Source organism: Microbacterium sp. SD291 (assembly GCF_017355365.1).
Lineage (GTDB): Bacteria > Actinomycetota > Actinomycetes > Actinomycetales > Microbacteriaceae > Microbacterium.
Map to the genome: position 1 here is coordinate 1 of NZ_JADIJR010000023.1, position 19,251 is coordinate 19,251.

Sequence of the window (19,251 nt, forward strand, 5' to 3'; positions counted from 1 at the left end):
CCCGTCGAGCAGTGCTTCCCGCAGTGCGGGGTAGCGGGCCGGGAGTCGTTCCCCGGAGGTGACGCTGACCTCCCGGTGCACGGCATCCGCCGCCTTGCTCACTTTCGATGCACCGGGGGCATCCGTGAGGAGGGCCCGTTGCAGGAGCTCATTCAGGTTCCGGCATCCGAACCCGTTCGCGAAATCCACATCCGCACTCGCGACAGTCTCCACGACCACCGCCTCCAACAGCCGCAGCGCCTTCCCCGCACCCAGCAGCACCGTGAGCTTCTCGGCACCCGACAGGGTGCCGACCGTATCCGCACCAAGCATCCCGGCGAGGTCGGAGACGACCCCCTCCAGGACTGCCGCGGTGCTGTTCATACCCTCCATTGAACACCGGACCACCGACATTCCGACCCCGGAATCGGCCAGGTCAGCAAAGAAAAGCAGATACTTCTCGAGACCCCATCTGAGCGACGCTGTCGACGCGTCAGCCTCGTCTCCTCGAGGCGCCTGTAGGGCCTCGGGTGCTGCGTGCGCACCCGGCACGTTAGTCTTGAGGTGACATGCTCGAACTCGATCTCTCCGCCGACATCCAGGCCCTCCGCGTCACCTACGGTGACATCCGCGAGGTCGTCGATGTCGATGCGCTCCGCTCCGACATCGCCCGACTCAGTGAAGAGGCCGGTGCCCCCGACCTCTGGGATGACACCGTGCGGGCTCAGAAGGTGACCAGCGCGCTCAGCCACCGCCAGTCGGCGCTCGCCAGGATTGAGGGGATCGGGCGTCGCCTGGACGACCTCGAGGTGCTCATCGACCTCGCCAACGAGATGGGCGACGAGGACTCCGCGATCGAGGCACGCAACGAGCTCGCCGCTCTCACCGACATCATCAGCCAGCTCGAAGTGCAGACGCTGATGGACGGCGAATACGACGAGCGCAGCGCCATCATCACCATCCGCTCCGGCGCGGGCGGCGACGACGCCACCGACTTCGCCGAGATGCTGATGCGCATGTACCTGCGCTGGGCCGAGCGGCACAAGTACCCCGTCAAGGTCATGGACACCTCCTACGCGGAGGGGGCGGGCATCAAGTCCGCGACCTTCGAGATCGATGCGCCCTACGCATTCGGCACCATCTCGGTCGAGGCCGGAACCCACCGCCTCGCCCGCATCAGCCCGTTCGGATCGGCCGACAAGCGCCAGACGTCCTTTGCGGCCGTCGAGGTCATCCCGCTGATGGAGGAGGCGACCGAGGTCGACATCCCCGAGAACGACATCCGCGTCGACGTCTTCCGCTCCTCCGGCCCCGGCGGTCAGTCGGTCAACACGACCGACTCCGCCGTGCGCCTCACGCACCTCCCGAGTGGCATCGTCGTCTCGATGCAGAACGAGAAATCGCAGATCCAGAACCGCGCGGCCGCCATGCGCGTGCTGCAGACCCGACTCCTGCTGCTGCAGAAGGAGGAGGAGGCCGCGAAGAAGAAGGAGCTCGCCGGCAACATCACGGCGAGCTGGGGCGATCAGATGCGCTCCTACTTCCTCTACGGGCAGCAGCTGGTCAAGGACCTCCGCACCGGGCATGAATCCGGCAACCCGGCTGCGGTCTTCGACGGCGATCTCGACGGCTTCATCTCGGCGGGCATCCGCTGGCGCAAGCGCAAAGAAGAAGACTGAGCATACGAGTGAGGCCCCGGAGCGATCCGGGGCCTCACTCGTATGCGGTCGATCAGTAGGCGGCGCCCTCGAGCGTGCCGGTGACATCCTCGTAGCTGATGACGATGCACTGGATCGACCGATCGTCCCAGCGGGTCCACAGCGCCTGCGTCGGGTAGTACCAGTAGTAATCGAGTGTCGATTCGGTGTAGCTGATGCCTATGAACTCCTCGAACGCGGCGTGGCAGATGCGGTCTGTCTCGGCCTGGACCTCGCTGTCGCCCGGGAAGTCTCCCTCCGGCAGCTCGGTCACGAGGTACACCTCGTCGGTGTGCGGCTGGTCGCAGGGGACGACCGGCACCTCGAAGACCTCTTCCTCCCAGTCCTCGACGAGAGGCAGGCAGTCACCGACCTCGAGCTCGGCGACGACGACCATCTCGGCGCCCTCGATCACCGAGGGGCCCTCCGTCTCGTCCGCGGGATCGTCAGCGGCCGGCGGATTCGCGCTGGGTGCGACGACGGGGGAGTCGTCGGCTGTCAGGGCCGAGCCGATGCCGACCGAGATCAGTGCGATGGCTGCTGCGAGGACCCCGCCGAGCAGCGTCACGCCCAAGCCCGTGATCCCCGGCCACTTCGCGCCGCGAAGGAACAGCGACACCAGCGAGACGACGAAGGCCAGGCCGAGCACGATCCAGCCGGCCACCGCGATCGGCGGGATGCAGGCGAGCACGACGCCGACCACTGCCGCACAGAGACCGACGAGTCCGAGAACCGAGACCTTTCCTGCGGGTGCGGCAGCCGGTGCCGGGGCATACCCGGAGGCTGCCGGATATCCGGATCCTGTCGGGTATCCCGATGCTGCGGGGTATCCCGATGCTGCTGGGTATCCCGGGGAGGGAACAGCGGGCGACAGCGGAGTCTGCGACGGGATCGCGTAGGGAGGCGTGAAGGGCTCGGCATCGACCGCGGTGGCCTCCGGAGCCGGTACCTCCGGAACCGGCTCCGCCGGCGTGGCCGACGGTGCGGCCGTCACGTGCGTCGTCCACTGCGTGCCGTCCCACCAGCGGAGCTGGCCGGAGCCGTCGTCGTACCAGCCGGCCGGTGTCGTCATCGGATCGTCCGTTCCCGAGGATCAGCCGGCACTGGGTTCCACGGAGATGCGAGCGATCTCCTGCATGAACTCGTTGGTGATGACCACGGTGTAGGAGGTGCTCTCGGCGACGTCGAAGGTGATCAGTCCCTCGATGCTCTCGCCTGCGCTCAGGTCGCCGCTGTCGAGCTGTCCGTCCGCGAAGAAGTCGTAGGTGCCCTGGGCGCCGTCGGCGGTCTCGATCGCGAAGTACAGCGGATTGACGGAGGTGGTGCCCTCGACCCCGGTCCACGTCAGATCGACGATCAGGAAGCCGCCTTTCGTCGAGGGGAAATCCGTGCCGTCCGTCGTGCTCCAGGTCGCGGACTCGAGAGTGATCTCGCTCGATCCGGAGAGCTGCTGGATGATCACCGGTTCGCCGAGAGTGCCTTCTACGACCTCGGGCGGCGTTCCGAAGTCCTCGTCCGTCCCCTCGTCCGTCCCCTCTTCGGTGCCGAGGGACGGCGGCGCGGACGGAAGATCCGGCATGGACTGGCCGAGGGCGAGCGCGAAGAACACGAAGGACATGATCACGCCGAGGATGGTGCCCACGACGGAGACGATGACACCAGTGATGCCCGGCCACTTCCTGCCCTTGAGGAAGAGCGAGATCAGGGAGACGATGAACCCCGCCGGGAGCAGGATCCATCCGACGAAGGCGATGATCGGCACGCAGACGAGGATGAGACCGAGGACGGCGAGTCCGAGGCCGACGAGCCCGAGCACCGACATCGGCACCGGGCCTGCGGGTGCCGTGCCGTACGGTGCCTGGTAGCCGCCCGCGGGGTATCCCGGGATCGACTGCGCGTAACCGGGCGCCGCAGCCCCGGGATAGCCGGGTGCGGCAGCGGCGTAGCCGGGCGTCGCGGGGGTGTACGGCTGCGGAGCCTGGCCCGGGTATCCCTGGGCGGGCCCCGGGTGCGCCTGCGCCTGCGGAGCGGGGTATCCGGTGCCCGGATGCACCGGCGCACCTGCCGCGTACGGCGGCAGCTCGCCCGCACCCGGAGTCGCCTGCACCGTGGTTCCCGGTGCGATGAACGGAGTGACGGGCTGCTCCGCAGCCGGAGCCGACCAGCTCTGCGCGTCCTCGGGGGCGATCACGGTCTCGGACGCGGTCTCTCCCGCCGGCTCGGCCGGTGCGTAGGACTCCGCCGGGATCTCCGGAACAGCGGCCACCTCGGGCACTTCAGGCACCTCAGGCACCTCAGGCACCTCAGTTGCGGCAGGCTCGGCGACCGGAGCGAAATGCTCGGTCCACTGCTGTCCGTCCCACCAGCGATGACGCCCGGATCCGTCGTCGTACCAGCCTGCTGGTGTCGTCATCATGTCCCCTCGAAGCTCGGCGTCCGTGGGGCGCACGGACATCGCACTCTCATGTATATCAGCGCGAGGTTGCGCCGCATCCTCCGGATCATGGGCAGGATTCACCATCCCGCGACGACAGCCACGACGCCTGCGGGGTGTCGCTCGCAGGCAGACGAATGCCCGCGCTTAGGCTCGAAGCGCCATGATTCGGTTCGAGAACGTCACGAAACGCTATCGCGGGACCACGAGGCCCGCACTGTCCGGAGTCGATTTCGAGGTGCAGCGAGGGGAATTCGTCTTCCTCGTCGGCGCTTCGGGGTCGGGCAAGTCGACATGTCTTCGCCTCATCCTCCGCGAGGACGTGCCCACGTCGGGCCGCGTCGCCGTGCTGGGGCGCGACCTGCGCTCCCTCGCGAACAGGAAGGTCCCGTATTTCCGCCGCCACATCGGCTCGGTGTTCCAGGACTTCCGGCTGCTCTCCTCGAAGACGGTGTTCCAGAACGTCGCCTTCACGCTGCAGGTGACCGGTTCCTCGCGCGGGTTCATCCAGCAGGCCGTGCCGGAGGCGCTCGCGCTCGTCGGACTCGACGGCAAGGAGAAGCGGATGCCGCATGAGCTCTCCGGCGGCGAGCAGCAGCGCGTCGCGATCGCCCGTGCCCTCGTGAACCGCCCGCAGGTGCTCCTCGCCGACGAGCCGACCGGAAACCTCGACCCCGGCACCTCCGTCGACATCATGCAGCTGCTCGCCCGGATCAACGCCGGCGGCACGACCGTGCTGATGGCGACGCACGAAGCCGCGTTCGTCGATCAGATGCAGCGACGCGTGATCGAGCTCCGCGACGGAGAGATGGTGCGCGACGAGGTGCACGGCGGCTACGGCGACACCTCGAACATCCCGCGTCTGGTGCCGGAGGAGGTGCGCGGCGCGGCTGCGGCCGCCGCGCTCACGGCCGTGCAGGAGATCCAGCGTCAGACTGCCGACCTCTCGGTCGTGCGGGCCGCGTTCGCAGAGGAGCTGAGTGCGCAGCGCAAGGCCGCAGCCTCCGCCGCAGACGCCGTGCCCACGGCATCCGAGACCCCCGAGGCGCAGGCAGCGCCCATCGAACCGCAGGCGGCCCCCGAAGAGGAGGAGCCCGCCGCCGCTCCCGCCTCCGTCGGCCCGCGGACGCACCCGATCGTGCTCCCGCATGTGGACGTGGCCGAACTCGGGGTGGCCGACCGGCTCGGCCTCTCCGATGAGGGCACCGAGGAAGTGGGGCCGACCTCATGAGAATCGGACTCATCCTGATGGAGGCCCTCGGCGGTCTCCGACGCAACATCTCGATGGTGATCTCCGTCGTGCTGGTCACCTTCGTCTCGCTGACGTTCGTCGGCGCGGCGATCCTGATGCAGGCGCAGATCGGCACGATGCGCGGCTACTGGACCGAGCGCGCCCAGGTGGCCGTGTACATGTGCTCGGCCATCTCAGAGTCCCAGACCTGCGTCGAAGGCGGGGCCACAGAGGACCAGGTGAACGCCGTGCGGGCCCAGCTCGAGGGGGAGGCGCTTGCGCCGCTCATCAGCGAGGTGAGCTTCGACGACAAGGAGGCGACGTACGCCAAGCTCGTCGAGCAGCTCGGCGAGGAGCAGGCGAGCGTCATCACCGCAGACCAGGCGTTCGAGGTGTTCTTCGTCACCATGAAGGACCCTGGTCAGTCGCAGGTGATCTCCGAGGCGTTCAACGGGGTGGCGGGGGTGGAGCAGGTCCAGGACCAGCTCCAGTACCTCGAGCCGCTCTTCTCGGCGCTCACCGTCGCGACCTACATCGCGGTCGGCATCGCCGCGCTCATGCTCGTCGCCGCGATCCTGCTGATCGGCACGACGATCCGGCTCTCCGCCTACGCTCGGCGCAAGGAGATCGGGATCATGCGCCTGGTCGGGGCGTCGAACCGGTTCATCCAGACGCCGTTCGTGCTGGAGGGCGTCTTCGCGGCCTTCCTCGGCTCGGTGCTGGCCAGCGTCGCGGTCGTCGCCGGCATCCACTTCGGAGTGGACCGCTACCTCCGAGGGCGTGTTCCCTTCATCACGACGTGGATCTCGATGACGGATGCCCTCTATGTCGTACCCGTCCTGATCGGCATCGGGGTCGTGCTCGCGGCGCTCTCCGCCGGGTTCGCCATCCGTCGGTGGCTGCGCACCTGATGTAGGCTGGTGGGCTGGCCGAAACGAGCCGGCCGGAGCAGCAGAGAGAGCAGGAGCATCATGCCCAGGGAACGCGGGGAGAAGGTCGTCGCGACCAATCGTCGCGCACGTCACGACTACAACATCGAGAAGTCGTACGAGGCGGGGATGGTGCTCACCGGCACCGAGGTCAAGTCGCTGCGCCAGGGGCGCGCGAACCTCAGCGACGGCTACGCGTTCATCAAGGGCAACGAGGTGTTCCTCGACTCCGTGCACATCCCCGAGTACTCGCAGGGGCACTGGACGAACCACTCGGCCAAGCGCATCCGCAAGCTGCTGCTGCACCGCGAGGAGATCGAGAAGCTCGCGCACGCCGTCTCGGCTGGCGGCTACACCCTCGTTCCGCTCAAGCTCTACTTCTCCGACGGCCGCGCGAAGGTCGAGATCGCCCTGGCCAAGGGCAAGCGCGAGTTCGACAAGCGTCAGACTCTGCGCGAGCGTCAGGACACCCGCGAGGCGGAGCGCGCGATGCGCCTGCGCAACCGCGTCGGCGAGTGACCCGCCCCGCTCTCAGGGACCCAGTGCCGGCGTGAAGCCGAACACCCGCCCCAGGAACATCAGCTCGCGACCCAGCGCGTCGACGATCGTGTCCGCGCTGCGGAAGCCGTGCCCCTCGGGGTAGAGGACGTACTCGTGGTCGACGCCCCGCGCGGCCAGCGCGTCGCGGATCGCCTCGGACTGCGACGGGGGCACGACGCGATCGTCGCCGCCCTGCATCAGCAGGACGGGGACGTCGATCCGCTCGGCGTGCGTGAGCGGCGACCGTTCGATGTAGAGGGATTCGGATGCCGGGAGAGGGCCGACGAGGCCTTCGATGTAGTGCGCCTCGAAGTCGTGCGAGTGCGCGGCGAGCATCCGCAGATCGGCCACGCCGTAGCGGCTGATGCCCGCGGCGAACGTGCCTCCTCGCACCAGCGCCGACAGCACGGTCCAGCCGCCGGCTGAGCTGCCGCGGATCGCGATGCGAGCGGGGTCGGCGAGGCCTGCTTCGGCGAGGCCGCGTGCCGCGGCGATCACGTCGTCAACGTCCACGACGCCCCACTGTCCGCGCAGACGCTCGCGGTAGGCCCTGCCGTAGCCCGTCGAGCCGCCGTAGTTCACGTCGAGCACCCCGATGCCCCGGCTCGTGTAGAACGCGATCGCGCCGGATGCCGCCCCGGTGACGTGAGCGGTGGGTCCGCCGTGCACGAACACGACATAGGGCGCCAGCTCCCCGTCGGGGGCCGTCACGCCCGGATTCGCCGGCGCGTACGCGAACGCGTGCACGGGGCCGTGCATGCCATCGACCACGATCGGCCGTGCGGGCGGCATCCACGCGGCGTCGACCGCCGCCCCTCCTCGCACCGCGACGGTCTCGCCCGAGTCCACGTCGACGCACCACAGACCGGGGGCTGCGCCGCTGGCGTTGCCGGAGACCAGCACGAGGGAGTCCGTCACGTCATCGACGCTGATGTGGCCGTCGCACGGCACGTCGAGCGCGCGGGCCTCGCCTTCCGATGAGAGGAGCACGAGCTCGTCGCGGCCGTTCGTGCGCACGGCCACGACCCGGCCGTCCGCGAGCGGCTGGTACCACCTGTTGCCGAGCACCCACAGGCCGTAGCCGGTGTCGGCGTCGTCGGTCGCCTCGGCCGTGGTGCGCGGCTCCGGCTCGCCCTGCGGGATCGTGCCGTCCAGACGCAGACGGTGCAGCTGCCAGCGACCCGTCGGATCGTCGGCGTAGAGCAGTTCGGCGTCGCTCGTCCATTCCGGCTGCAGCGCCGACAGCGTGGGGATCGTCGCCCCTGCATCCGGGCCGTCGATCGCGGCGACGAGCAGCGTGGCGCTCTCCCACGGCATCTGCCTGCCGCTCCACTCGACCCACGCCAGGCGCGTCCCGTCGGGGGAGAGCGCGGGGTGCGCGAAGAACGTCGATCCCTGCACCAGCACGCGGATCGCCGACGGGTCGCCGGCCGCCGAGCCGTCGGTCGGGATCTCCACGATCGCGCGCAGGTGGGGCTCGGCCGTGAGGTCCTCGCGCACGGCCAGCAGCCGTCCGTGCTGGAACCGCAGGCCGCCGTGCGCCGGGCCGGGAGGGGTGAGCGGCACGGGGGCGCCGCCACGCGGCATCCGGTGCACCCGCTGGTCCGCGGAGTCGACGAAGTAGAGCGTGCCGTCGGCATCCGCCGTCCAGGCCCCGCCTCCGTACTCGTGCACTCGCGAACGCGCGCTCCACGGGGCGGGGAGCACCTCGTGACCGGTCGACGTGCGGACGCTGACCCGCCCGCGCTCGGCAGGCACCGACTCACCCCACCAGATCTCCTCGCCGACGAACCGCGCACCGTCGATGCGGGGGGAGGACGCCGCGACCGACGCGGCGGTGAACGGAGATGGCCAGGTCCCGTACGGCATCGACATGCTTCGAGCCTACGGCCGGATGACACACGGCGTCACAGAGGATGCGGCGCCCCCGCGACGTGCCGTAGGTTTCTGGAAACGCCCGGTTCGCGCCGAGCGTGGAGCGACAGCCGAGCCCGGCACCCGCCCGCGAATGATGCCGTCGGCATCGTCCGCGGCCCCGTGCCCGCCCTGTCCCCCTGGAGAGAAGATGTCTTCCGAGACTCCGAACCCCCGAGTGCCGTTCTCCTTCGAGCTGTACCCGCCGCGCTCGACGTCGAGCGAGCGGGCCCTGCACGAGACCGTGCGCAGGCTCGCGGCGGCCGGACCCGACTTCATCTCGGTGACCTACGGCGCCGGCGGCTCTACCGGAGGACGCTCGCTCGAGGTGCTCCGCTTCATCCGCGAGCACACCGACGTCGAGCCGCTCGCACACCTCACCTGCGTCGGCAACACGTACGCCGCAGCCGCGGCGCTCATCCGCGAGTTCCTGGACGCCGGCATCCTCCGCTTCCTCGCGCTTCGCGGCGATCCGCCGGCCGGGCACGACGAGCCCTTCCTCGGCGACCTCGAGAGTGCAGCCCAGCTCGTGCAGCTCATAGACAGGGTGCAGGCCGAGCGTGAGCCGTACGAGGAGTCGCTCCTTCCCGGGATGCCGGGCGCCGCGCGCGTCGACCCGCGCCGCAAGGCGACGATCGCCGTCGCCGCGTTCCCCAACGGGCACCCCCGCTCCGCGCACCGCTGGCAGGACGTCGACGCGCTCCTCGCGAAGCAGGCGGCCGGCGCGACCTCCGCGATCACTCAGCTGTTCTTCCACGCCGACGACTACCTGCTCTTCGTCGAGCGCGCCCGTGCGTCCGGGGTGACGATCCCGATCCTCCCCGGCATCATGCCGATCGTCTCGCCGGTGCGACTCGCCCGTGTGCTCGAGCTGACCGGCGAAGAGCTCCCGAGCGAACTCGCCGTGGCGCTGGACGTCGAGCCCACAGCGGAAGGTCGCCACGAGATCGGCGTGGAGTGGGCCGCACGTCTCACCCGCGAGGTCATCGAGGGCGGCGCGCCTGGCGTGCACCTCTACGCGTTCAACCAGCACCACACCGTTCTCACCGTCCTCGAGGAGGCCGGCGTCCTCCGCGCCGCCCGCACCCGCTGACCCCGTCCGGTCGACCCCACCGCACGCAGCTCGCGCTGCAGCGGTGTTCGTCGACGCCCGAATCCCGCCGATCCACCGCTGAACCACTCGTGAACCACCGCTGAAAGGAACAACAATGTCCGACTTCCCCGCTGGCACCATCCTCGGATACCCCCGCATCGGCCGCCGCCGTGAGCTGAAGAAGGCGGTCGAGGCGTTCTGGGCCGGACGCGTCGACGAGGCGGGCCTCGAGGCGACGTCCGCCGGGCTCCGTGCCGCCACCCGCGACCGCCTGGCGACCCTGGGTCTCGGGCGCACCGACTCGGCCATCCCGGAGTCGTTCTCGTACTACGACCAGGTGCTCGACGCCGCAGTGACCGTCGGCGCGATCCCGACCCGCTTCGAGGACCTCCGTGCGGCGGACGGCACCGTCGGCCTCTCCGCCTACTTCACGATCGCCCGCGGCGAGGGCGATCGCGCCCCGCTCGAGATGACGAAGTGGTTCGACTCGAACTATCACTACCTGGTGCCGGAGATCGGCCCCGAGACGGTCTTCTCGCTCTCCAGCGAGCGTCTGGTCAGCGAGGTCGCTGAGGGCGTCGCGGCGGGCTTCGTCACCCGTCCGGTCGTCGTGGGCCCTGTCACTCTGCTCGCCCTCGCCAAGGCATCCGATGACGCACCCGAGGGCTTCGACCCGCTGTCGCGCCTCGATGACGTCCTTCCGGTCTACGTCGAGCTGCTCGCGAAGCTGAAGGCCGCGGGTGCGGAATGGGTGCAGCTCGACGAGCCGGCGCTCGTCAGCGAGTCCCTTCCCGCGTCGATCGCGGAGCTTGCGGATGCCGCGGCCCGCGCGCTCGCAGTCCTCGGCGGCTCCGCCGCACGTCCGTCGATCCTGGTCGCGGCCCCTTACGCCGATCTCGGCCAGGTCTTCCCGGTCCTCGCCGCTGCGCCGGTCGAGGCGATCGCGGTCGACCTCGTCCGCGGCGGAGTCCCCGTGACCGCCGCCGGTCTCGAGAGCAAGACCCTCGTCGGCGGCGTGGTCGACGGCCACAACATCTGGCGCGGCGACCTGACTGCGGCGTTCGGCAGGCTGGAGGCGCTCCGCGGCCTCGGAGCGGCCGCGGTCACGGCCTCCACCTCGACCTCGCTGCTGCACGTGCCGCACGACGTCGCCGACGAGACCAGGCTCGACGCGCGCCTCGTCTCCTGGCTGGCATTCGCCGATCAGAAGGTCGAGCAGGTCGTCGTCCTCGCCCGCGGCCTCACCGAGGGGCGCCAGGAGATCGCGGCCGAACTCGCCGCGGCATCCGCAGCCCTGGAGGACCGCCTCTCCGCACCCGGCGTGCGCGACGGCGCCGTCCGTCGGCGCGAGCTCGACCGGGCGGACTTCTCGCGCGTCTCGTACCAGGAGCGCGAGACGGCGCAGGAGGCGCTCGGCCTGCCGGCCCTGCCGCTCACGACGATCGGATCGTTCCCGCAGACCGGTGACATCCGCCGCGCCCGCGCGCAGTTCACCCGCGGAGAGCTGCCGGCGGAGGACTACGACGAGTTCCTGCGCCGCGAGGTCGCGAGCGTGGTCTCGCTGCAGGAGGAGCTCGGCCTCGACGTGCTGGTCCACGGCGAGCCGGAGCGCAACGACATGGTGCAGTACTTCGCCGAGAACCTGGACGGCTTCGAGGTCACCGAGAACGGCTGGGTGCAGTCGTACGGCTCGCGTGCCACGCGCCCGTCGATCCTCTGGGGCGACGTCTCGCGGCCCTCGCAGATGACGGTCGAGTGGTCGGCGTACGCGCAGTCCCTCACGACCAAGCACATGAAGGGCATGCTCACTGGGCCCGTGACCATCCTCGCCTGGTCGTTCGTGCGCGACGACCAGCCGCTCGGCGAGACCGCGAACCAGGTCGCGCTGGCGCTCCGCGACGAGATCACGGATCTGGAGGCGGCGGGAATCGCGATCATCCAGGTCGACGAGCCCGCATTGCGCGAGTTGCTCCCGCTGAAGAAGGCCGACCAGTCGGCCTACCTCGAGTGGTCGGTGGACTCGTTCCGCCTGGCCACCGGCGGTGCGGCAGCGGGCACGCAGGTGCACACGCATCTGTGCTACTCGGAGTTCGGCGTCGTGATCGACGCGATCCGCGCCCTGGACGCCGACGTCACCTCGATCGAGGCCGCACGAAGCCGCATGGAGGTCGTCACGGACATCGCCGAGGTCGGTTTCGATCACGGCATCGGCCCCGGCGTCTACGACATCCACTCGCCGCGCGTGCCCACGGTCGAGGAGATCGAGTCGCTGCTGCGCCGCGCGGTCGACGAGATCCCCACCCGTCAGCTGTGGGTGAACCCGGACTGCGGCCTGAAGACCCGCGGCTACGACGAGACCACGGCATCCCTCCGCAACATCGTGGAGGCGACCCGGCGCGTGCGCGAGGACATCAGCGTCGCGGTCTGACCCGCAGAACGGCAGAAGCCCCCTCTCCGATCGAGAGGGGGCTTCTGCACGGTCAGGAGCGGTGATGGACCTCCTGCAGGGCGTACACCGGGGTGTCCAGCCCCGCATGGCGTGCCTTCAGCTGGAGCGCCAGGTACAGCGAGTAGTGACGGGACTGGTGCAGGTTGCCGCCGTGGAACCAGAGGTTCGGCTGCCGCGTCGGCTTCCACATGTTGCGCTGCTCGCCCTCCCACGGGCCAGGATCCTTCGTCGTGTCGGAGCCGAGTCCCCAGCACCTGCCCACGCGGTCGGCGACCTCTTCGCTGATGAGGTCGGCGACCCAGCCGTTCATCGAGCCGTATCCCGTCGCGTACACGACGAGGTCGGCCGGCAGGACGGTGCCGTCCTTCAGCACGACGGCGTCCTCGGTCAGATGATCGACGTCGCCTTTGGCGAGCTTCACGTCGCCGTCCGCCACCAGCTCGGCGGCGCCGACGTCGATGTAGTAGCCGGAACCGCGGCGCAGGTACTTCAGGAACAGGCCCGATCCGTCGTCACCCCAGTCGAGATCGAAACCCGCCGCCGTGAGGCGGTCGTAGAAGTCGGCATCCCGCTCCTTCATCCGCTCGTAGAGAGGGATCTGGAAGGTGTGCATGATGCGGTAGGGGAGCGAGGCGAAGACCAGGTCCGCCTTCTCGGTGGTCATGCCTGCGGCGAGGGCGCGCTCCGAGTAGAGATCTCCGAGACCGATGTCCATCAGGGTGTCGCTCTTCACGATGTGTGTGGACGAGCGCTGCACCATCGTGACGTCGGCACCGTTCTCCCACAGTGCCCCGCAGATGTCGAACGCCGAGTTGTTGCTGCCGATCACGACGACTCGCTTGCCCGTGTACGCATCGGGTCCGGAATGCTGCGAGGAGTGCTGCTGCTCGCCGCGGAAGACGTCCTGCCCGGGAAACGCGGGGAGGTTCGGCTTGCCTGACATGCCGGTCGCGAAGACGAGCTGGGTCGGATGCAGCGTGAGGGCCGTTCCATCGCGCACCAGATCGACCGTCCATGTCCCGGATGCCTCGTCGAAGGCGGCTCTCGTGGCGACGGTGCTCGACCAGTACGGAACCTCCATCACCTTCACGTACGACTCGAGCCAGTCGCCGATCTTGTCCTTGGGCGCGAAGACCGGCCAGTTCTCCGGGAACTTGACGTACGGCAGGTGGTCGTACCAGACGGGGTCGTGCAGGCAGAGCGATTTGTACCGGTTCCGCCACTGATCCCCGGGGCGCGGATGCTTGTCGATGACGAGCGCGGGGACCCCGAGCTGGCGAAGCCGCGCTCCGAGCGCGATGCCGCCCTGACCGCCGCCGATCACCAGCACGTACGGCTGGACGTCGAGGCCCAGGGAGTCCTCCTCGGCGCGTCGCCTCTCGAGCCAGGTGATCCGATCGCGACGTGCGCCGTGCTCAGCGCCCTTGGGACGGCGTTCACGCAGAGGCTCCTCGTGGCCCTTGAGCTCGTGGAGCGTCGTGAGCAGCGTCCAGGCCTTCGGCCCGTCCTCGTCGATGAGGCGGACGAGACCGCGGCCGCGGCCCACCGCGGTCTCGAACTCGAACCAGGCGGTGGTCACGCCGCCGACCGACTCTGCGGGCTCGGTGATCTGGAAGGCGCTCGGCCCGGTGCCGTCGAGGGCCGCGGCGAGCAGATCCGAGACCCCCGACGGATTCTCGACGGTCGTGAGGTTCCAGGAGAACGCGACCAGGTCGCGCCAGTAGCTCGTCGCGGCGAAGAGGCCGGCCGCTCGTTCGATGTCCCGCGCAGTCAGTGCGTCCTCGAACGCGATGAACCAGGCGGAGACGATATCAGAGGGGTTCGCTGCGGCCGGCGTCATTGCGGGCCGCTCATCGGTGTCGATCATCTCCCCAGGAGACGCCATCGAGCACCCGGCGGGGAAGCGTTGCACGGTGTTGCAACGGGCAGGTCTGTACGCTCGCGGCCATGGCAACGTCGCCGGATCTCGCGGACCTCGCCCGCAGCCTCGCGCGGGTTCACGACGCCGTGCTCTCCGGCGCCGCGCCGCCGGAGCCTCCCCGTGACGTCGTCGCCCGCTCGTGGCGCAGGACGATGGGACTCGGAGTGGATCCGGAAGGTCGGCGCCGTCGCGAGCCGCTGACGCCGGCGGACGTCGAGGCGCGGCGCCGGCACTCGCGTCTGTCGATCGTCATGGACGAGCTGCGGATGCCCCTGCTGGCCGCTGCAGACGCCTCGTCCTATCTGGTCGTCGTGACGGATGCCGATGGAGTGGTGCTGTGGCGAAACGGAGCGCCGCGCGTGAAGCTCCAGGCCGACCGTCTCGGCTTCGTCGAGGGGGCGCTGTGGACGGAGGGCGCAGTGGGGACGAACGCGATCGGCACCGCGCTCGCCGAGGCGGCACCGGTGCAGCTCTTCTCCGCCGAGCACTTCGAGATCGCGCAGGTGCCGTGGTATTGCACCGCGGAGCCGATCCACGACCCGATCGACGGCACGCTGCTCGGTGTCGTCGACGTGAGCGGTCCCGCACTGACGCTGCATCCCGCGATCCGGGCGCTCGTGACGGCGGCGGTGCGCCTTGCGGAGGCGCGGCTGTGGCGGACCCACGGAGAGCGGCTGGAGACGCTCCGCCGCTCCGTCCAGCCCCTGCTCGCGGGTGTGAACGGTCCCGTCCTCGTCGTCGACGAGCACGGGTGGGTGGCGGTCCAGCAGGGCCTCGCCGTTCGGGATCGGGTCGAGTCGCCCAGGGAGGACAGGACCATCGCGGTGCCGGGAATGGGCGTGTGCGTGCCCGAGCGGCTGCAGGGCGGCTGGCTCATCCGGCCGCAATCCACGGGCGCTGTGCTCGCAGCCGTGCTCGACCTCCGCGGAGCACAGGCGCTGCTCGAGGTCCGTGCGGACGCATCGGCGTGGCGGGTGCCGCTGAGCCCTCGGCATGCCGGGATGCTCGAGGCGCTGCAGGAGGCGGGATCCGCCGGCGCCTCCGCGGCGGGGCTGAGCCGTCGACTGCATGGTGACGCAGATCACCAGGTGACGATCAGGGCGGAGTTCTCACGACTCCGCCGAGTCGTCGGCGCGCTCGTCGCCGGCAGCCCTTACCGTCTCGCCGACGGCGTGTCCCTGACGGTGCTCCGCAGGGAAGAGGTGCGATAGCCGCTCAGACGGCCCGCAGCACCGCCACGACCTTGCCGAGCACTGTCGCCTCGTCGCCGAGGATGGGCTCGAACGCGGAGTTGCGGGGGAGCAGCCAGGTGTGGCCGTCGCGGCGGCGGAACGTCTTGACCGTCGCCTCACCGTCGAGCATCGCGGCGACGATCTCGCCGTTCTCGGCCGTGTTCTGGGAGCGGATGACGACCCAGTCGCCGTCGCAGATCGCGGCGTCGATCATCGACTCGCCGGACACCTTCAGCATGAAGAGATCGCCCTTGCCCACGAGCTGACGCGGGAGAGGGAAGATCTCGTCGACCTGCTGGTCCGCGGTGATGGGCACGCCCGCGGCGATGCGTCCCACGAGGGGGACCAGTGCGGCATCGCCGACCGGGGTCGCCACGTCGGCGGGGTTCTCGCCGCTCGTGCCGGGGAGGTCGATGAGCACCTCCATCGCGCGAGTCTTCCCCGGGTCGCGCCGCAGGTAGCCGCTGAGCTCGAGCTGCCCCAGCTGGTGAGTGACGCTGGAAAGCGACTTCAGCCCGACGGCGTCGCCGATCTCGCGCATGCTCGGCGGGTATCCGTGCCGGCTGATGGAGTTCTGGATGACCTCGAGGATCGCCATCTGCTTCGGGCTGAGGCTCTTCCGCCGACGGGTGCGCGGCGCCTCGGACTCGGGTGCGGAGTTCTCGCTCATGGTGCTCCTCAGGTGTGCGGTCCGGCGTCTCGATTCGAATGTCGGAGGCCCGTGTTGGGGTGTTCCTATCGAAACCGTATCCGAGAATCGCGCAGATGTGGAAGATCTGTTCGAGCGTGTCGGCGGATTGCAGGATCCGATTTCGAAGAACGCTTGACAGATGTTCGAACTCGAATATATCTTCGGTACGTAGCTTCGCATTCACGACTCCCGGCCGAGTCGCGAATGCGAACGCTACGCCAACTTGACCAGGGAGCAAGAGATGAGCACCATCACCTTCGGCAGCGCAGCAGTCATCCCGGCACGCCCGGCGACGCGACTCCGCCTGACGGCTCGTGGTCGCCAGGCGCTCCTGGTTCTCGCGGCGGTCCCGCTCGCGATCGGCATCGGCTTCGCGGCCATCAGCGGCGGCAGCGCGGTCGCCTCCGGTCAGGAGGCCGCGGCCTCCGGCACCGCGGTCTTCGAGACGATGACGGTGATGCCGGGAGACACGCTCTGGTCGATCGCCGAGAGCCTCGCTCCTTCGGCCGATCCCCGCGACGTGATCGGGGACATCACCCGTCTCAACCTGCTCCAGGGCGGCGCGCTCCAGGTCGGCCAGGAGCTGGCCATCCCGGCGCAGTACTCCGAGTGACCCGTTCGGCAGACCCCGGGGCCCGACGGCGGGCGTCCGCAACCTGACGTCACTCGGCGCGACCGCCCGTTCGGGAGTCCTACCATGGGAAGGGTGACCGCTTCACTCGCCGACCTCCCGCTTCGCGACGACCTGCGGGGGCTCACCCCCTACGGCGCTCCGCAGGCTCCGCTCCCCGTCGCGCTCAACGTCAACGAGAACACCCATCCGGTTCCGGATGCCGTCGCCAGCGATATCCTCGATGACATCGCCGTCGCCCTCCGCGACGTGAACCGCTATCCGGACCGCGAGTTCACGGCGCTCCGGGAGGGCTTCGCCCAGTACCTGGGCCACGGGCTGACCGCGGACCGGATCTGGGCGGGGAACGGATCCAACGAGGTGCTCCAGCACATCCTCCAGGCGTTCGGTGGTCCCGGACGCACCGCGTTCGGCTTCGCGCCGACGTACTCGATGTACCCGCTGATCGCGCAGGGCACCGGGGCGACCTGGGTGGCGGGCGCCCGCGAACCCGACTACACGCTCACGGCGGAGGAAGCGGTGGCCCAGGTCGAGGCCGTCGATCCCGACGTCGTCCTGCTCTGCGCGCCCAACAACCCGACGGGAACGCCACTCGGCCTCGACGTGATCGAGGCCGTGTACGACGCGGCACGCGGGATCGTGGTTGTCGACGAGGCGTATCAGGAGTTCGCGCCGCGGGATTCGGCATCCGCGCTGACCCTTCTGGAGGGGCGTCCGCGGCTCGCCGTGTCGCGCACGATGAGCAAGGCGTTCGCCTTCGCCGGTGCCAGGGTCGGCTACCTCGCCGCCGACCCGGCGTTCATCGATGCGCTCCGTCTCGTGCGGCTGCCCTATCACCTGAGCGCGCTCACGCAGGCCGCGGCCGTCGCGGCGCTGCGCAACTCCGACGTGATGCTCGGCATGGTCGAGGAGATCGTGGAGCAGCGTGACCGGATCACCGCGACGCTCGAGGCGCTCGGCTACGAGCCGCACGAGTCATGGTCGAACTTCGTCCTGTTCGGCGGGGTCGCAGACCCCAAGGAGACGTGGCGGAAGCTGTACGACCGGGGAGTGCTGATCCGCGATGTCGGCATCCCCGGCCACCTCCGCGTCACCGCCGGCACCGAGGCGGAGACCACCGCGTTCCTCGACGCCCTCGCCTCGATAGGATCGGGTTCATGAGCAGTCCCGCACAGACCCCGCGCACCGCGAGCCGCGTTCGGAGCACTTCGGAGTCCACCGTCGAGCTCGAGCTGAACCTCGACGGCACCGGCGCCAGCCGCATCGACACGTCAGTGCCGTTCTTCGACCACATGCTCACGGCGTTCGCCAAGCACTCGCTCACCGACCTCACCGTCCGGGCATCCGGCGACATCGACATCGACGCCCATCACACGGTGGAGGACATCTCCATCGTCCTCGGGCAGGCGATCCGCGAGGCGCTCGGAGACAAGACCGGGATCTCCCGCTACGGCGACGCGCTCGTCCCGCTGGACGAGGCGCTGGCGCAGGCGGTCGTCGACATCTCCGGCCGGCCGTACCTCGTGCACGAGGGCGAGCCCGCCGGGTTCGAGCACCACCTGATCGGCGGGCACTTCACCGGCTCGCTCGTGCGCCACACATTCGAGGCCATCGCGTTCAACGCCGGTCTCACCGTGCACGTCCGCGTGCTCGGCGGGCGCGACCCGCACCACATCGCGGAGGCGGAGTACAAGGCGTTCGCGCGCGCATTCCGTCAGGCCAAGGCCCTCGACCCGCTCGTCGAGGGCGTTCCCTCCACCAAGGGCGCGCTGTGACCAGGGCTCCCAAGGTCGCCGTCTTCGACTACGAGTCGGGCAACGTCCACTCGGCCGTCAAGGCGCTCGTCGCGGCGGGAGCGGATGCCGTGCTCACGCGCGATCGCACCGAGGCGCTCGAGGCGGACGGGCTCGTCGTGCCCGGCGTCGGAGCTTTCCAGGCCGTCCGTGACGCGCTGTACGCGCACGGCGGCGACGAGATCATCGACCGCCGCCTCGCCGGCGGGAGGAAGGTGCTCGGCATCTGCGTCGGCATGCAGGTCCTGTTCGCGCACGGTGTCGAGCGCGGTCACGACACCGAGGGTCTGGCCGAATGGCCGGGCGCCGTCACCGAGCTCAACGCCCCGGTGCTGCCGCACATGGGCTGGAACACGGTCGAGCCCGGTGCCGACACCGTGCTGTTCAAGGGCATCGAGAACGAGCGCTTCTACTTCGTGCATTCCTATGCCGCGCAGACGTGGGAGCTGGACGTGATCCCGCCCTTCCCGCAGCCTGTGCTCACCTGGACGACCTACGGGGATCCGTTCCTCGCCGCTGTCGAGAACGGTCCGCTGTCGGCCACGCAGTTCCACCCGGAGAAGTCAGGAGAGGCCGGCATCCGCCTCCTACGCAACTGGGTGTCCAGCCTGGGCTGACACGCATCATCGAACCCCCGGCGTCATGGAACGTCCCGCGCATTTGAGTGCGGCCGATCAGGGGGGTACCCTCGGTTCTCGTGCCTGCAAGAGGCACTTC

At 69.6% G+C, this 19,251-nt stretch carries 17 protein-coding genes; 11 read left to right on the forward strand and 6 right to left on the reverse strand.

Annotated elements, in window-relative coordinates; translation table 11 throughout:
- Positions 1-363, reverse strand: a 363-nt coding sequence (locus IPV10_RS12420; RefSeq protein WP_374192235.1) for a hypothetical protein, incomplete at its 3' end; no start/stop codon positions are given.
- Between the two features lie 185 nt (positions 364-548).
- On the opposite strand from IPV10_RS12420, the gene prfB reads away from it, so the two are divergent.
- A complete protein-coding gene (gene prfB / locus IPV10_RS12425; protein WP_207484336.1) occupies positions 549-1,658 on the forward strand; it encodes a peptide chain release factor 2 in 1,110 nt (369 codons plus the stop codon).
- A 52-nt stretch (positions 1,659-1,710) separates the two neighbouring features.
- Here prfB and IPV10_RS17060 read toward each other — a convergent pair whose 3' ends face one another.
- Both IPV10_RS17060 and IPV10_RS12435 read right to left on the reverse strand, forming a co-directional pair.
- Positions 1,711-2,748, reverse strand: a complete 1,038-nt coding sequence (locus IPV10_RS17060) for a DUF2510 domain-containing protein (RefSeq protein WP_242684938.1) — start codon at positions 2,746-2,748, stop codon at positions 1,711-1,713.
- Positions 2,749-2,769: 21 nt separating this feature from the next.
- Positions 2,770-4,089: a DUF2510 domain-containing protein gene (locus IPV10_RS12435; protein ID WP_207484338.1), complete on the reverse strand. Its 1,320-nt coding sequence runs from the start codon at positions 4,087-4,089 to the stop codon at positions 2,770-2,772.
- 184 nt (positions 4,090-4,273) lie between these two features.
- Between IPV10_RS12435 and ftsE the strand changes: the two genes are divergently transcribed.
- The 3 genes from ftsE to smpB are packed head-to-tail and all read left to right on the forward strand — an operon-like array spanning position 4,274 to position 6,789.
- A complete protein-coding gene (ftsE, locus tag IPV10_RS12440; RefSeq protein ID WP_207484340.1) occupies positions 4,274-5,341 on the forward strand; it encodes a cell division ATP-binding protein FtsE in 1,068 nt (355 codons plus the stop codon).
- Positions 5,338-6,252 carry a permease-like cell division protein FtsX gene (ftsX, locus tag IPV10_RS12445; RefSeq protein WP_207484341.1) on the forward strand — a complete coding sequence of 305 codons (915 nt, stop codon included), beginning with the start codon at positions 5,338-5,340 and terminating at the stop codon, positions 6,250-6,252. Before ftsE ends, ftsX begins: the two co-directional genes overlap by 4 nt.
- A 60-nt stretch (positions 6,253-6,312) precedes the next feature.
- Entirely contained in the window at positions 6,313-6,789 is a 477-nt protein-coding gene (gene smpB / locus IPV10_RS12450; RefSeq protein ID WP_207484342.1) for an SsrA-binding protein SmpB, read from the forward strand.
- Between the two features lie 12 nt (positions 6,790-6,801).
- On the opposite strand, the gene IPV10_RS12455 is transcribed toward smpB, so the two are convergent.
- Positions 6,802-8,685 carry a prolyl oligopeptidase family serine peptidase gene (locus IPV10_RS12455; RefSeq protein ID WP_207484345.1) on the reverse strand — a complete coding sequence of 628 codons (1,884 nt, stop codon included), beginning with the start codon at positions 8,683-8,685 and terminating at the stop codon, positions 6,802-6,804.
- A gap of 190 nt (positions 8,686-8,875) precedes the next feature.
- Between IPV10_RS12455 and IPV10_RS12460 the strand changes: the two genes are divergently transcribed.
- Both IPV10_RS12460 and metE read left to right on the forward strand, forming a co-directional pair.
- The gene (locus IPV10_RS12460; protein WP_207484347.1) at positions 8,876-9,817 is read left to right on the forward strand and encodes a methylenetetrahydrofolate reductase; all 942 of its coding nucleotides are present in this window, start codon (positions 8,876-8,878) and stop codon (positions 9,815-9,817) included.
- A 115-nt stretch (positions 9,818-9,932) separates the two neighbouring features.
- On the forward strand, positions 9,933-12,245 hold the full coding sequence (gene metE / locus IPV10_RS12465) for a 5-methyltetrahydropteroyltriglutamate--homocysteine S-methyltransferase (protein ID WP_207484348.1): 2,313 nt from the start codon (positions 9,933-9,935) through the stop codon (positions 12,243-12,245).
- Positions 12,246-12,297: 52 nt separating this feature from the next.
- On the opposite strand, the gene IPV10_RS12470 is transcribed toward metE, so the two are convergent.
- Positions 12,298-14,133, reverse strand: a complete 1,836-nt coding sequence (locus IPV10_RS12470; RefSeq protein ID WP_374192236.1) for a flavin-containing monooxygenase — start codon at positions 14,131-14,133, stop codon at positions 12,298-12,300.
- 80 nt (positions 14,134-14,213) lie between these two features.
- Between IPV10_RS12470 and IPV10_RS12475 the strand changes: the two genes are divergently transcribed.
- Positions 14,214-15,398, forward strand: coding sequence for a GAF domain-containing protein (locus tag IPV10_RS12475; protein ID WP_207484349.1), 1,185 nt, complete (start codon positions 14,214-14,216; stop codon positions 15,396-15,398).
- Between the two features lie 4 nt (positions 15,399-15,402).
- Here the strand turns inward: IPV10_RS12475 and lexA are convergent, their stop codons facing one another.
- Positions 15,403-16,089, reverse strand: a complete 687-nt coding sequence (gene lexA / locus IPV10_RS12480; RefSeq protein ID WP_207484350.1) for a transcriptional repressor LexA — start codon at positions 16,087-16,089, stop codon at positions 15,403-15,405.
- Positions 16,090-16,351: 262 nt separating this feature from the next.
- Between lexA and IPV10_RS12485 the strand changes: the two genes are divergently transcribed.
- The 4 genes from IPV10_RS12485 (at position 16,352) to hisH (ending at position 19,151) form a co-directional block, all read left to right on the forward strand.
- Positions 16,352-16,723 carry a LysM peptidoglycan-binding domain-containing protein gene (locus tag IPV10_RS12485; RefSeq protein WP_207484351.1) on the forward strand — a complete coding sequence of 124 codons (372 nt, stop codon included), beginning with the start codon at positions 16,352-16,354 and terminating at the stop codon, positions 16,721-16,723.
- An 84-nt stretch (positions 16,724-16,807) separates the two neighbouring features.
- Positions 16,808-17,902, forward strand: a complete 1,095-nt coding sequence (locus IPV10_RS12490; protein WP_207484352.1) for a histidinol-phosphate transaminase — start codon at positions 16,808-16,810, stop codon at positions 17,900-17,902.
- On the forward strand, positions 17,899-18,516 hold the full coding sequence (gene hisB, locus IPV10_RS12495) for an imidazoleglycerol-phosphate dehydratase HisB (protein WP_207484353.1): 618 nt from the start codon (positions 17,899-17,901) through the stop codon (positions 18,514-18,516). Before IPV10_RS12490 ends, hisB begins: the two co-directional genes overlap by 4 nt.
- Positions 18,513-19,151, forward strand: a complete 639-nt coding sequence (hisH, locus tag IPV10_RS12500; RefSeq protein WP_207484354.1) for an imidazole glycerol phosphate synthase subunit HisH — start codon at positions 18,513-18,515, stop codon at positions 19,149-19,151. The genes hisB and hisH overlap by 4 nt, the downstream gene beginning before the upstream one ends.
- Positions 19,152-19,251: the final 100 nt, after the last annotated feature.

Excerpts from the sequence above, each read along its gene's own strand:
- metE (WP_207484348.1), top strand. The coding sequence starts at position 9,933 with ATGTCCGACTTCCCCGCTGGCACCATCCTCGGATACCCCCGCATCGGC.
- hisB (WP_207484353.1), top strand. The coding sequence starts at position 17,899 with ATGAGCAGTCCCGCACAGACCCCGCGCACCGCGAGCCGCGTTCGGAGC.
- prfB (WP_207484336.1), top strand. The coding sequence starts at position 549 with ATGCTCGAACTCGATCTCTCCGCCGACATCCAGGCCCTCCGCGTCACC.
- ftsX (WP_207484341.1), top strand. The coding sequence starts at position 5,338 with ATGAGAATCGGACTCATCCTGATGGAGGCCCTCGGCGGTCTCCGACGC.
- smpB (WP_207484342.1), top strand. The coding sequence starts at position 6,313 with ATGCCCAGGGAACGCGGGGAGAAGGTCGTCGCGACCAATCGTCGCGCA.
- ftsE (WP_207484340.1), top strand. The coding sequence starts at position 4,274 with ATGATTCGGTTCGAGAACGTCACGAAACGCTATCGCGGGACCACGAGG.
- IPV10_RS17060 (WP_242684938.1), bottom strand. The coding sequence starts at position 2,748 with ATGACGACACCGGCCGGCTGGTACGACGACGGCTCCGGCCAGCTCCGC.
- IPV10_RS12470 (WP_374192236.1), bottom strand. The coding sequence starts at position 14,133 with ATGATCGACACCGATGAGCGGCCCGCAATGACGCCGGCCGCAGCGAAC.
- IPV10_RS12460 (WP_207484347.1), top strand. The coding sequence starts at position 8,876 with ATGTCTTCCGAGACTCCGAACCCCCGAGTGCCGTTCTCCTTCGAGCTG.
- lexA (WP_207484350.1), bottom strand. The coding sequence starts at position 16,089 with ATGAGCGAGAACTCCGCACCCGAGTCCGAGGCGCCGCGCACCCGTCGG.
- IPV10_RS12455 (WP_207484345.1), bottom strand. The coding sequence starts at position 8,685 with ATGTCGATGCCGTACGGGACCTGGCCATCTCCGTTCACCGCCGCGTCG.
- IPV10_RS12490 (WP_207484352.1), top strand. The coding sequence starts at position 16,808 with ATGGGAAGGGTGACCGCTTCACTCGCCGACCTCCCGCTTCGCGACGAC.
- IPV10_RS12475 (WP_207484349.1), top strand. The coding sequence starts at position 14,214 with ATGGCAACGTCGCCGGATCTCGCGGACCTCGCCCGCAGCCTCGCGCGG.
- IPV10_RS12435 (WP_207484338.1), bottom strand. The coding sequence starts at position 4,089 with ATGACGACACCAGCAGGCTGGTACGACGACGGATCCGGGCGTCATCGC.
- IPV10_RS12485 (WP_207484351.1), top strand. The coding sequence starts at position 16,352 with ATGAGCACCATCACCTTCGGCAGCGCAGCAGTCATCCCGGCACGCCCG.